The organism is Mycolicibacterium duvalii (genome assembly GCF_010726645.1).
In the GTDB taxonomy this organism is placed as follows: Bacteria; Actinomycetota; Actinomycetes; order Mycobacteriales; family Mycobacteriaceae; genus Mycobacterium; species Mycobacterium duvalii.
In genome coordinates this window covers 113558-126193 of sequence record NZ_AP022563.1, presented here as the reverse complement: position 1 = coordinate 126193, position 12636 = coordinate 113558, and the positions used below count along the sequence as shown (strand labels likewise).

Here is a 12636-nt window from a genome sequence, read left to right as displayed (position 1 = left end):
TTACTTGTATAACCAAGTCGACCGGCCACGGGGCGCTTCAGCTGTCGAGAAGGCCCCCGATCGAGGGGACGAGAATGACCAGCACCGCCACCTACGCAGGCATCGACGACCTCACGGTCGCGCTCGAGGACGGGGTGTTGCACGTGACCCTGAACCGGCCCGACAGCTTGAACTCGCTGACCGCGCCGATGCTGAACACCTTCGCCGAGACCCTGGAACTGGCGGCGACCGATCCCCGGGTCCGGGTGGTGCGCGTCGGCGGCGCGGGCCGCGGCTTCTGCTCGGGCGCAGGCATCAGCGAGGAAGACCATGCCAATCCCGGTGCGGCGGGCACCCCGGCCGATGTCCTCGATGCCGCCAACCGCTGCATCCGCGCCATCACTGCGCTGCCGCAGCCCGCCGTCGCGGTCGTGCAGGGCGCCGCCGCGGGCGTCGGCGTGTCGCTGGCGCTGGCCTGTGACGTCGTATTGGCCTCGGAGAAGGCGTTTTTCATGCTGGCATTCACCAAGATCGGCCTGATGCCCGACGGTGGCGCATCAGCGCTGATCGCCGCCGCGGTGGGCCGGGTCCGCGCCATGCGCATGGCGCTGCTGGCCGAACGCATCTCCGCCGGCGAGGCCTTCGACTGGGGTCTGGTCAGCGCGGTCCATCCCGCCGACGACTTCGACGCCGAGGTGGACAAGGTGGTGGGCGCGCTGGTCTCCGGGCCGGCCGTGGCGCTGCGCAAGACCAAGGACGCGATCAACGCGGCCACCCTGACCGAGCTCGAAGCCGCGCTGGAGCGGGAGAAGACCGGACAGCTGCCGTTGTTGGACTCCAACGACTTCCGCGAAGGCACCCGGGCCTTTCAGCAGCGTCGCCCGGCGAAGTTCAGCGACGCCTGATCCTCCCCGCGGGGGAAATTCGTTCGACGCGCAGGTGGTGATTCGTTCACCATCGATCGGTGAGCACGCAGCACGACATCGCCCAGCCGGCCGACGCGGCCGGCTGGCGGGTGCTCGCGCCGTTCCGGTTCCGCGAGTACCGCCTGCTGATCGCCGCGGTGTCGGTGACGATCTTCGCCGAGGGCATGTGGGCAGTGGTGATGGTCCTGCAGGTCATCGCGCTGGACAACAACCCGACCTCGCTGTCGCTGGTGGCCACGTGTCTGGGCGTCGGTCTGGTGGCGTTCGTCCTGGTCGGCGGGCTGGCCGCCGACCGGCTCAGTCAGCGCTCGATCATCATCACCGTCGAGGTCGTCAACACCGCCACCGTGGCCGTCGTTGCGTTGTTGGGAAGCACCGGGGCGCTGCGGATCTGGCACATGGCGGTAGCTGCGGCGGTGCTGGGCATCGCGGCCGCGTTCTTCTTTCCCGCCTACAGCGCACTGCTGCCCCGGATCTTGCCGGCCGACCAACTGTTGGCAGCCAACGGCGTCGAAGGCGTGGTGCGCCCGGTGTTTCAACGGGCGGTCGGCCCGGCTGCGGCGGGCGTGCTCGTCGGCGCGACGTTCCCGGCGCTGGGCGCCGCCGTCGTCGCCGGCTTGTTCGGTGTGGGCTTGCTGTTGCTGCTGGCGACCACCGCGCCGGCGCGCACCGTCGTCGCCGATCCGCGGCGACCGCATCTGCTGGATGACCTGCGCGACGGGGTCGCGTTCGTGGCGCGCACGCCGTGGCTGTTGTGGACGTTGTTGTTCGCCAGCCTGTTCGTGCTGGTGGTGCTCGGGCCGATCGAAGTGCTGCTGCCGTTCGTGGTGCAGGACAGGTTCACCCACGGTGCGCAGACGTACGGATTCGTGCTGGCGTTCTTCGGGGTCGGCAGTGCGGTTGGCGCACTGAGTGTTTCGTCGCGGCCGCTGCCGCGCCGGTACCTGTCGGTGATGATGGCGATGTGGGGTGTCGGCTCGCTGCCATTGGCGATCGTCGGCGTCACATCGTCGTTCCCGGCGATGGCGGCCGCCACGTTCGTCATCGGCGTCACCGACGGCGCGGGCATGGTCATCTGGGGCACCCTGCTGCAGCGGCGGGTGCGGGCCGAGATGCTGGGACGGGTCTCCAGTCTCGACTTCTTCGTGTCGCTGGCCTTCATGCCGGTGTCGTTCGCGATCGTCGGCCCGCTGTCGAACGTGGTGTCGATGGAGACGATCTTCCTGGCCGCCGGGCTCGTTCCCGTGGTCTTGGCCGTCGTCGCGGTGGCCGCCGCCGGTATGCGTGCGGACGAGCTGGCCCATCCGTTGCGCTGACTCACACCCCGAAGATCGGCGGCAACGCGAGCACCATGGTCAGGCCCCAGAAGAAGTGGGTGAGCATCGGCGCCAGCACGCCTCCGGTGGCGCGGCGTTCCAGCGCGCACACGGTACCGAGGATGATCGCGGCGAAGCCCAGCATCGGATTGCCGGTGGTGGCCGCGGTGCACAACACGTAGAGCACCGTGGTCACCAGCACCGGGCGGTACTTGGCCAGCGCGGTGTAGAGCGCGCCGCGGAAGAACAGCTCCTCGGCCACACCGTTGATCACCGTGATGAACGCCATCACCGCCAGCGGCGCGGCGTTGCTGTACTCGAGCACCCGGGTGATGTAGTCCGAGATGCCGGGAATCTGGCGCGCGACCAGCGCGCCGACGACGAAGATGCCGGCCAGCAGCAGGCCGACGGCGGTTCCGGTGATGACGGGCCGCTGGTTTCGGCCGCGGAACTGGACGTGGCCCATGTGCAGCGGGCCGGAGACGAACGCGCCGATGGCCCACACCCCGGCCAGCGCCAGGGTCAGCCAGACGAAGGTCTCGTCACCCGGGGGCCGGCTCAACGAGTAGCCCAGCAGCGACCCGCCGACGATCAACACCAGGACCACGGCGAACTTGCGCCGCCGGATCACCGCGGGCGGCTCGTTGTACGGAGCAGCCCGGTTGCGCGCGATCCGGAACATCTCCTTACGCAGTCGCGGTCGGCGATCCGAAGGGGTCACGCAGTGCCCGCCTTCGGCAGCAGGTCGAGAAAGCCGTCCAGCCCGGTGCGCACGGCCGCGGCCACCGGTTTGGGCACCAGCCCGATCAGGTCGAGCACCGGGCGCACGATCGACGGGGTCACCACCCCGGCGAGCTGCTTGAGCCGCAGCGCGTCACCGCCGGCCCAGTCCGGGTCGGTGTCGGCGAGGTGATGCGGGTCGGCCAGTTCGTCGACGGGCCGCGGCCGCGGGCTCTTCACTGCTTGCCGGATCGCGTCGGCTGTGCTGACCAATCCGCCGGGCGGGTCGGGCACCAGCCCGGCCAGCCCGTCCTGCGATGCCATCATCGGATAGTCGAGCGACTCGACGAGGTCGGCGGCCAATCCGCCGGGGACCGGCAGCACCAATCCGGTGAACTTGGAGACCAGCCCGGTGTCGATGCCGATCACCGGCAGCGGCGTCCGCCAGATACCGGCGATGCGGGCATAGGCGCGCAGCAGGTCGCCGTAGGTCGTCGTCTCGGGGCCGCGGATGTCGTAGGACCCGGCCGGCACCTTGTCGGTGTCGGCGGCCGCAACGAGGTAGTACAACGCGTCGCGCACCGAGATCGGGTCGATCGGGTTGGCCGACCAGACCGGCAGCGGCAGCAGCAGGAACCGGTCCCCGACGTAGCGCAACATCTCGAACGACGTGGAGCCCGCGCCGATGATGATCGCCGCACCGAGCCACACCACGTCAGCTCCGCCGTCGACCTGCAAGGCGGCCGCGACTTCGGCGCGGCTGGTCAGGTGCTCCGACAGCGTGTCCCCGTCCGGCACGAATCCGCCCAGGTAGACGATGCGCCGGACACCTGCCGCTTTGGCCGCGGAGGCGACCGTCGCCGCCGCCCGGTTGTCGGCCTCGCGGAAACCCGGCTGTCCGATGCCGTGGACCAGGTAGTAGACGACGTCGACGGGACCGGCCTGCTCGAAGGCCTGCGCCACCGAGTCCTCGTCGTGGGCGTCCAGGGACACCGTCTGAACCCGGTCGTGCCACCCGAAGTCCTCGAGCCGTCGCCGGTCACGGCTGGCGGCCACGACGTGGTGCCCGTCCTGGACGAGCTCGCTGACCAGACGTGACCCGATGTAGCCGGTGGCGCCGGTGACCAGGATTCTCAGGGTGCTCACGAGGGGCCTGTACCCCCATCGCCGCCGATCACAACCGACCGGTCCCGGATTGTGGCCGACCCCTCATCGTCAGGCGCGGCCGGCGTCGCGGTGCAGTTTGACCAGCTCCTGATACAGGGTGGCGTTGGTGCGGATCATGGTGGCTTCGTCCTCGCTGAGGTCGCGGCGCACCTTGCCGGGCACCCCGGCCACCATCGAACCCGGCGGGATCACCGCGCCCTGGGGCACCACCGCGCCGGCGGCGACCAGCGAGCCGGCCCCCACGGTGGCGCCATTGAGCAGCACCGCTCCCATCCCGATCAGACAGTCGTCGGCCACGGTGCACCCGTGCAGCACCGCGTTGTGCCCGACGCTGACACCGGCGCCGATGCGGGCCGGGAAACCGGGGTCGACGTGAATGGTCACCCCGTCCTGGATATTGGTGCCCTCCCCGATCTCGATCGGCTCGGCCTCCGCGCGCAGAATGGCGCCGTACCACGCGCTCGCACCGGCGGCGAGTACCACTTGTCCCACCACGGTGGCGTTCGGCGCCACCCAGCTGTCGGGATGCAGGTCGGGGGACCGTCCGGCGACGGACAGGATCAACGGCTCAGGCATGGCCGCCATCGTAGAGCGCGCGCACGACGGCCCGCCGGACCACACCGCGGGCCGAACGTGCAATCCTCACGTCGTGACCGCACCTGCTGCCCCCACCGCTCTGGACATGGTCGACGGTGTCGACCTGACCGGGAAGACCGTCGTCATCACCGGGGCTTCGGCCGGGCTGGGCCGCGAGTCGGCGCGGGCGTTGGCCGCGACGGGCGCTCATGTGATCCTGGCGGCGCGCAATGCCGATGCCCTGGCCGACACCGCAGCGTGGGTGCGTGAGCACGTCCCGGACGCGACGTTGTCGGCCGTGCACCTGGATCTGACGTCGCTGGGCAGCGTTGCTGCCGCGGCAGCCCAGATCGCCGAGTTGACGCCCGTGGTGCACGTGCTGATGAACAACGCGGGGGTGATGTTCACCCCGTTCAGCCGCACCGTCGACGGTTTCGAGATCCAGTTCGGCACAAATCATCTCGGCCATTTCGAGTTCACCCGCCTGCTCCTGCCGGCTTTGGTCGCCGCCGACGGCGCCCGGGTGGTGGTGCTGGCTTCTGACGGACACCGGATGGGTGACATCGACTTCGACGACCCGAACTGGGAGCGCCGCGAGTACGACAAGTTCGCCGCCTACGGCGCGGCCAAGACCGCCAATGTGTTGCATGCGGTCGAGTTGGACCGGCGGCTGCGCGACCGCGGGGTGCGCGCCTTCGCGGTGCATCCGGGCATCGTGGCGACCTCGCTGGCGCGGCACATGACCGCCGCGGACTTCCAATGGCTGAACCACCACGCGCGCGCACAGCGCACCAGCGAGCCGAGCGGGTCCCGCGCCGTGGATGTGACCAAGGACTTCACCACCGCCGAGCACGGAGCGGCGACGCAGGTGTGGGCCGCGGTCAACGCGGACCTGGACGCGGTGGACGGGGTCTATCTGTCGGACTGCCGGCTCTCGGACGCGGCGCCGTACGCCACCGACGAGGCCCGGGCGCTGACGCTCTGGGACCTGTCGGAGCGGCTCTGTACCGCGGCCGCACCGAACTGACGTCGCGCGCCGCGAAGCCGCTGCTCAGCGGGCTGGCGGCGCCGCGGCGAAGCCGCCGGGACGGCGCACTCGACTTGGCCGGGGCCATTTGCTCGCTTTACCATGCCAGGCGACCTGACGAGCATGAGGAGCAGAACGTGAAGACTCGCACCAGCAAGACCATCGGCGTTGCCGCGAGCGCCGCGGCGATCGCCCTGTCGGTTCCGCTGGCCGTCACCGCCTACGCCCAGCCGTCCGACTCCGACGCCCCGGCGGCCGAGATCCCCGATCCACAGGGTCCCGAGTGTGGCGCGTTCAAGGAGGCACTGCCGAACTGGAAGGGTCTGGCCGATCTGCCGGTCAGCGCCGCGCTGGCCAGCATCCCGGAGATCAGCACGTTCAACTCCGCCATCTCGGGCGGGATGAATCCGGCGGTCAACATCACCTCGGTCCTCGACAACGGGCCCTACGTGGTGTTCGCGCCGACCAACGAGGCGTTCGCCGAGTTGCCGCCCGAGCAGGCTGCGTACCTGCGCACCGACGCCGCGGGGCTGACCAATCTCGTCTACTACCACGCGTTCCTCGGTCTCCTGGGCCCTGACGATGTGAAGGGCCAGCGTCCGACGCAGGAGGGCACCGAGGTGGAGGTCACCGGCAAGGGCGGCGACATCCAGGTCAACGCGACGGCCAAGGTGACCTGCGGCGGCATCCAGGCGCAGAACGCCCGCATCTACATCGTCGATCAGGTGCTCGACCCGGCCGAGGCGCCCGCGCCCATCACGCCGACGTCGACGTCGGCGACCACGTCGGTGACCCCGACCACGACCGCACCGGCCACCACGACGGCAGCTCCGACCGCGACGACCGAGCCGGCACCCGCCGAGGCCGGCGCCGCGGAAGCCCCCGCCGGCTGACGCCGAGCAGACGCGAAAACCCCCGAAACTCTAGTGTTTCGGGGGTTTTCACGTCTGCTGGCGAAGAGGCCGACTAGACGCCCAAATCGCGGCCGATGATCTCCTTCATGATCTCGGTGGTACCACCGAAGATCGTCTGGATGCGTCCGTCGACGTAGGCCCGTGCGACGCGGTACTCCAACATGTAGCCGTAGCCACCGTGCAGCTGCACGCACTGGTCGACGACCTTCTTGGCGACCTCGGTGGCCCACCACTTGGCCTTGGCCGCCTCGACCGCGGTCAGCTCACCGTCGACCACGCCCTGCAGGCACCGATCGATGTAGTTCTCCGTGACCTCGAGCTCGGTCTCCATCTCGGCGAGCAGGAAGCGGTTGTGCTGAAAGCTGCCGATCGGCTGCCCGAATGCCTTGCGGTCCTTGGTGTACTGCAGCGTCTCGTCGAACACCGCCCGCGCACCCGCGATCGCCGAGATCGCGATCGAGAGCCGCTCCGAGGGCAGATTGGTCATCAGGTGGTAGAAGCCGCGACCTTCCTTGCCCATCAGGTTGGCATTGGGCACGCGAACGTTCTCGAAGTGCAGCTCGGAGGTGTCCTGGCTGTGCAGGCCCATCTTGTCGAGCTTGCGGCCGCGACTGAAGCCCTCCATGTCGCGCTCCACCACGAACAGCGTGAAGCCCTTGTGCCCGGCTTCGGGGTCAGTGCGGGCCACCACGACCACGAGGTCGCAGTTGATGCCCGACGAAATGAAGGTCTTGGACCCGTTGATGATCCAGTCGTCGCCGTCGCGCACCGCCGAGGTGCGGATGCCGGCCAGGTCGCTGCCCGCGCCCGGCTCGGTCATCGCGACCGCGATGATCGTCTCGCCGCTGGTGATGCCCGGCAGCCAGCGCTTCTTCTGCTCGTCGTTGGTCAGGTCCTTGAAATACGGTGCGACGACGTCGTTGTGCAGGCTCAGCGCGGGTCCGTGCACACCGGCCTTGGCGATCTCCTCGTCGATGATCGCGTTGAACCGGAAGTCGTCCGAGCCACCGCCGCCGTACTCCTCGGGCATGTTGAACCCGATGAGCCCGTACTTGCCGGCCGCCGTGTAGGCCGACCGGTCGACGATGCGCTCGGTCTCCCATTTCTCGTGGTAGGGCACGAGCTCGCGCTCGATGTATTCCTTGACGGTCTCGCGGAACGCCTCGTGCTCGGCGTCGTAGATCGTTCGCTTCATGCTTGCTTCCTCACTTGCTACTTGGCTTTCCAGACCGGCTCGCGCTTCTGCGCGAAAGCCAGGGGTCCCTCTTGGGCGTCCTCGGTTTTCAGCAGCGTCGAGAACTCACCGAACGTCTGCTTCCAGAACGGCTCGTCGGCGGCGACCACACCGTCGACCGCGCCGTAGGACACGCGCTTGCTGGCCTGCACGGCCAGCGGCGCGTTGCAGGTGATGCGCTCGGCCAACGCCAGCGCGGCATCCAGTTCCGTCCCGTCGGCGACCACCTCGTTGATCAGACCCCAGCGCAGGGCGTCGGCCGAGGTGATCGGCTCGCCGGTGTAGATCAGCTCCAGCGCGACCTTGCGCGGCAGCTGCTCGACGATGCGGAACACGCCGCCCGCACCGGCGATCAGACCGCGCTTGACCTCGGGCAGACCGAACTTCGCACCTTCACCGGCCACCACCAGATCGCTGGCCAGCGCGAGCTCGGTGCCGCCGCCCAGCGCTGTGCCGTTGACAGCCGCGATGGTCGGCTTGTCGATGAAGTGCCCCACGTAACCGGCGAAACCCCATTCGGGATGGTCGGGGTGAAACAGGTTCTCGCCCCGCGAGATCGCCTTGAGATCGGCGCCGGCGCAGAACGACTTGTCGCCCGCACCGGTCAGCACGACCGCGCGGATCTCCGGATCGTCCTGCGCGGTCTGCAGTGCGTCACCGACCCCGATGCTCACCGACGCGTTGACCGCGTTGCGGGCCTCGGGCCGGTTGATCGTGATGACCAGGATGTTCCCCCGGCGCTCGGCCAGAGCGCCGGGGCTCACCGCAGCGTCGGTCACACCAGCTCCAGGATGGTCGCGTTGGCCTGGCCGCCACCCTCACACATGGTCTGCAGGCCGAACTGAATGTTGTTGTCCCGCATGTGGTAGAGCAGCGTGGTCAGGATACGCGCACCGGAGCCGCCGAGCGGGTGGCCCAGCGCGATGGCACCGCCGTTCGGGTTGAGCTTCTTCTCGTCGGCGCCGATGTCCTTCAACCACGCCATCGGAACCGGGGCGAAGGCCTCGTTGACCTCGAACGCGCCGATCTGGTCCAGACTCAGGCCGGACTTCTTCAGCGCCTTCTGCGTGGCCGGGATCGGCGCGGTCAGCATGATGACCGGGTCGGAGCCGGCGAGCACCGCGGTGTGCACCTTGGCCAGCGGCTTGAGCCCGAGTTCCTTGGCCTTCTCGGCGGTCATCAACAGCAGCGCGGCCGCGCCGTCGGAGATCTGGCTGGAGTTTCCGGCGTGGATCACGCCGTCCTCCTTGAATGCGGGCTTGATGTTGGCCATCGACTCGACGGTCCCGCCGCGGCGGATGCCGCCGTCCTCGAGCACGACGGTGTCGTTGCCGTCGGCGTCCTTGGTCTTGATGCCCACGATCTGGTCGGAGAATGCACCGGAATCCTGTGCAGCGGCGGCCTTCTCGTGTGAGCGCAGGGAGAACTCGTCGAGCTCGGTGCGCGACAGGCCCCACTGCTCGGCGATCATCTCGGCGCCGATGCCCTGGTTCGGGGTCTGGCTGTAGCGGGCTTTGAACGACTCGCCGTAGGGGTTGCCGCCGTTGGCCAGCGAGGACCCCATCGGGGTGCGCGACATCGACTCGACGCCACCGGCGACGACGATGTCGTAGTGGCCGGCCACCACGCCGGCGACCGCGAAGTGCAGCGACTGCTGGCTGGAACCGCACTGGCGGTCCACGGTCACGCCCGGGACGGTCTCGGGCCATCCGGCGCTCAGTACCGCGGTGCGCGCGATGTCGAGGGCCTGCTCGCCGGCCTGCATGACACAGCCCCAGATCACGTCGTCGACCAGCGCCGGGTCGACTCCGGCGCGCTCCACCAGGCCGTTGAGGACCTGGGCCGACAGCTCGGCCGGGTGAATCCCCGACAGCGCACCGTTGCGCTTCCCGACCGGGGAGCGGACGGCCTCGACGATGACGGCTTCAGCCATGGGATTTGTCTCCTTCGAGCGTGTGAGAACGTTTTCCCCGAAACTAGACAAACAAGGTTTACTAAGTCAACCTGCTCTAGGAGGCTGGCGCCGCCGGCGTTGTCGGCCCAGCCATCCACCGAGATGGTTTACTGAGTTCTACAGCTGACCTGGCTGTTCAGATGCATGCTCGTTGGGGAGAAATTGTGACGCGAAGCACCCGGCTGGCCCCGATGATCGGGCCCCACGCCGCCAGTGCGGGCTCGGCCGTCCGCTCCCCCAAAACCGCCGAGCTGGTGGCGGGGACGCTGCGGCGCATGGTCGTCGACGGCCAGCTCAAGGACGGCGACTTCCTGCCCAACGAGGCCGAGCTGATGGCTCATTTCGGGGTGAGCCGGCCGACGCTGCGCGAAGCGGTGCGGGTGCTGGAGTCCGAGCGCCTGGTCGAGGTGCGCCGCGGCTCGCGCACCGGCGCCCGGGTGCGGGTCCCCGGACCCGAGGTGGTGGCCCGTCCCGCCGGTCTGCTGCTGGAGCTCTCCGGCGCGACGATCGCCGATCTTTTGACCGCGAAGTCGGGTATCGAGCCGATGGCGGCCCGGCTGCTGGCCGAGTCCGGATCGGCCGAGGCGTTCGACGAACTCGAGGAGATGCTCGAGGCGCTGATCAGTGAGGGGTGGCGGTCGGAACGATTGGCCGAGACCACGGGCGCCTTCCATTTGCGGGTGGTGCAGTTGTCGGGCAACGCGACGCTGGGCATCATCGCCGGCATGCTGCACGAGATCACGGTCCGCCATACGGCGTTCGTGTTCAAGGAGCGCCGGCCGGTCTCCAAGGCCGACTACGAGACACTGCTGCGGTCTTACCGCCGGCTGATGCAGTTCCTGCGGGCCGGTGACGCCGCCGGCGCCGAAGCGCACTGGCGCAAGCACCTCGACAAGACCCGCGAGCTGCTGCTGGCCGGGCTGGAGAGCGTGCCCGTCCGCGATGTGATGGGCTAGCCGGTCCGAAACGCGCATCATCGAGATCCACCTTTTGCAGACAAAGTCCGAGAGCCGGCCTGCAAAACGTAGATCTCGAGGGTCGATCTGACCTCACGCGTCGGCGGCATCCTTCTGCCAGGTGACATGCACCGGGACGGTGTCATCCCACGGCTGGCGCGTGACCATGTCGGCGACCATCACGTACCCCCGCTCGAATTCCCCGGTGGCGGCGTCGACGAGCCGGTACTGCTGGCGCTGCCGGTGGATGGGCTGCGCGTCGAGCAGAAGCACCCGCACCTCGCCGGGCTCGAAACGGCACCGCTTCTGCAGGGCGGTGATCAATTGCTCGTTGTGCATGTGCCCGTCGCCGAAGTTCCATCCGATGGCGGTGCTGCAGATCCGTTCGCCATCGGTCAGCACGTAATCGTCCTCGTTCCCATCGGCCATGAGGCGGTGCGCGAGCGTGAACATCGCCCGGCCATGGGTGTTGAACGACCGGAACGCATAGCCCATGTACTGGTAGACCTCGGCGGTCTCCTTGCTGCCGTAGAACTTCTCCATCTGCGCGGCGGGCATGCTCGCGATCGCGACGATGCCGTCGGTGATCTTCTGTGCGGCAGACGGTTTCACGCACCACAGCGAGGTGTCCCAGTTGCCGGCGTAGTAGCGCATGCCGGGCAGGAACGACACCTTGCGCGGGAACAGGTTCCCGACCACGACGGTGCCGGCCACCACCGCGAAGAGCACCAGCGGCCACGGCGATTCCAGGTCGGAGAGCCCGATCCCGGCGTTGCCGACGAACAGCGCCAGCACGCTGAACATCATGAAGACGTTCCACTCCAACGGCACTCCCATCGGGATCGCCGACAGGATGCCGAAGTGGAAGACGAGCATCACGAAGGCCGCGATGGCCGTCGCCCATCCGCCGTGGGAGAAGAACAGCACCAGCGGCACCAGCATCTCGATCGCCGTCGAGAAGTGCGCCAGCACCCGAGACGCGCGGCCCGGCCGCAGATCGTCGGGAAAACGCTCGAAGAACTTGCGCTTGATCGAGCGCGGCCGGATCACCGGGTTGTTGCTCATCATCGTGGAGATGACGAACGGGAAGTGCTTGTTGAGTTTGGATGTCGCCGCACCCATCCAGATCACCAGGCACACCAGCTTGGCCGCGATGACGATGTCGGCGCCGCTGAACAGGAAGCACACCGCCAGCGATCCGTAGACCTCACCGCGCGCGGCCAGGAAGATCACCTTGTCGCGCAGCCCCGCCACCGCGAGCACCGCCAGGATGGCCGCGGTCTGCCACACCGGCAGCACACCGATCTCGCTGCCCAGCTCCGGGATCGGGCCGGCGCCGTCGGAGAAGAGGGCGACGACCAGCAGCACCAGCAGGGCCGCATACAGCGCGACGTCGAACGGGGTGCGGGTGTCGCCCGCGGTCAGCGGGATCCGGCCCGGCCACGGTGGCAGCCGGATCGTCTTCGGCCGCAACCAGTAGAGGATCGAGCCCATCGGCGGGAAGAACCGGTTGTTGAGCGGGCCGAAGCCGCAGCCGAGGCCGACGACCTCGAACAGCATCGTGTAGAAGACGACCTTCTGGTACACGATCGGCTCGTGGTACCACTCGGCGACGTTGGTGAACCCATCAACCCCCGTGGTGGTGAGCACCACCAGCCACGCGCCCAGCACGTACAACAGGATCTTGACGACGTAGAACAGGTGCAGCACCACCGGTGTGCCGAAGCCCACCTCGGCCCAGTGCCGGGCCATCGGCACGATCCGCTCGGCGCGGCTGCCCTTGCTCCATTCCGCGTAGTCGACGACGGGCGCGTCCTGTTTGAGAAAACCCATGCCGGTCAGACTAGAACGTGTTCCAGTTTCTGCT

At 68.5% G+C, this 12636-nt stretch carries 12 protein-coding genes; 5 read left to right on the top strand and 7 right to left on the bottom strand.

Annotated features, from left to right (window positions below):
* The first annotated feature begins 74 nt into the window (after positions 1–74).
* Positions 75–884, top strand: a complete 810-nt coding sequence (locus G6N31_RS00665; protein WP_098003944.1) for an enoyl-CoA hydratase — start codon at positions 75–77, stop codon at positions 882–884.
* A 77-nt stretch (positions 885–961) separates the two neighbouring features.
* Complete coding sequence (gene tet(V), locus G6N31_RS00660) at positions 962–2221, top strand: tetracycline efflux MFS transporter Tet(V) (RefSeq protein ID WP_234815347.1); 1260 nt, start codon at positions 962–964, stop codon at positions 2219–2221.
* 1 nt (position 2222) lies between these two features.
* Here tet(V) and G6N31_RS00655 read toward each other — a convergent pair whose 3' ends face one another.
* The 3 genes from G6N31_RS00655 to G6N31_RS00645 all read right to left on the bottom strand — a co-directional run bounded on the left by G6N31_RS00655 (position 2223) and on the right by G6N31_RS00645 (position 4684).
* Positions 2223–2903, bottom strand: a complete 681-nt coding sequence (locus G6N31_RS00655; protein ID WP_098003946.1) for a CPBP family intramembrane glutamic endopeptidase — start codon at positions 2901–2903, stop codon at positions 2223–2225.
* Positions 2904–2938: 35 nt separating this feature from the next.
* Positions 2939–4087: an SDR family NAD(P)-dependent oxidoreductase gene (locus G6N31_RS00650; RefSeq protein WP_098003947.1), complete on the bottom strand. Its 1149-nt coding sequence runs from the start codon at positions 4085–4087 to the stop codon at positions 2939–2941.
* 69 nt (positions 4088–4156) lie between these two features.
* Entirely contained in the window at positions 4157–4684 is a 528-nt protein-coding gene (locus tag G6N31_RS00645; protein WP_098003976.1) for a gamma carbonic anhydrase family protein, read from the bottom strand.
* 106 nt (positions 4685–4790) lie between these two features.
* Between G6N31_RS00645 and G6N31_RS00640 the strand changes: the two genes are divergently transcribed.
* On the top strand, positions 4791–5711 hold the full coding sequence (locus G6N31_RS00640) for an SDR family NAD(P)-dependent oxidoreductase (RefSeq protein ID WP_234815348.1): 921 nt from the start codon (positions 4791–4793) through the stop codon (positions 5709–5711).
* 137 nt (positions 5712–5848) lie between these two features.
* Positions 5849–6604, top strand: a complete 756-nt coding sequence (locus tag G6N31_RS00635; protein ID WP_098003949.1) for a fasciclin domain-containing protein — start codon at positions 5849–5851, stop codon at positions 6602–6604.
* Between the two features lie 73 nt (positions 6605–6677).
* Here the strand turns inward: G6N31_RS00635 and G6N31_RS00630 are convergent, their stop codons facing one another.
* From G6N31_RS00630 to G6N31_RS00620, 3 genes are read right to left on the bottom strand one after another with little or no spacing between them, the layout of a single operon-like run.
* On the bottom strand, positions 6678–7820 hold the full coding sequence (locus tag G6N31_RS00630; RefSeq protein ID WP_098003950.1) for an acyl-CoA dehydrogenase family protein: 1143 nt from the start codon (positions 7818–7820) through the stop codon (positions 6678–6680).
* Between the two features lie 17 nt (positions 7821–7837).
* Positions 7838–8638, bottom strand: coding sequence for a crotonase/enoyl-CoA hydratase family protein (locus G6N31_RS00625; RefSeq protein ID WP_098003951.1), 801 nt, complete (start codon positions 8636–8638; stop codon positions 7838–7840).
* Positions 8635–9792, bottom strand: coding sequence for a thiolase family protein (locus G6N31_RS00620; protein ID WP_098003952.1), 1158 nt, complete (start codon positions 9790–9792; stop codon positions 8635–8637). The genes G6N31_RS00625 and G6N31_RS00620 overlap by 4 nt, the downstream gene beginning before the upstream one ends.
* Before the next feature lie 185 nt (positions 9793–9977).
* On the opposite strand from G6N31_RS00620, the gene G6N31_RS00615 reads away from it, so the two are divergent.
* On the top strand, positions 9978–10769 hold the full coding sequence (locus G6N31_RS00615) for a FadR/GntR family transcriptional regulator (protein WP_098003953.1): 792 nt from the start codon (positions 9978–9980) through the stop codon (positions 10767–10769).
* Between the two features lie 93 nt (positions 10770–10862).
* Here G6N31_RS00615 and G6N31_RS00610 read toward each other — a convergent pair whose 3' ends face one another.
* Positions 10863–12602: a DUF3556 domain-containing protein gene (locus tag G6N31_RS00610; protein ID WP_098003954.1), complete on the bottom strand. Its 1740-nt coding sequence runs from the start codon at positions 12600–12602 to the stop codon at positions 10863–10865.
* Between the last annotated feature and the right edge of the window lie 34 nt (positions 12603–12636).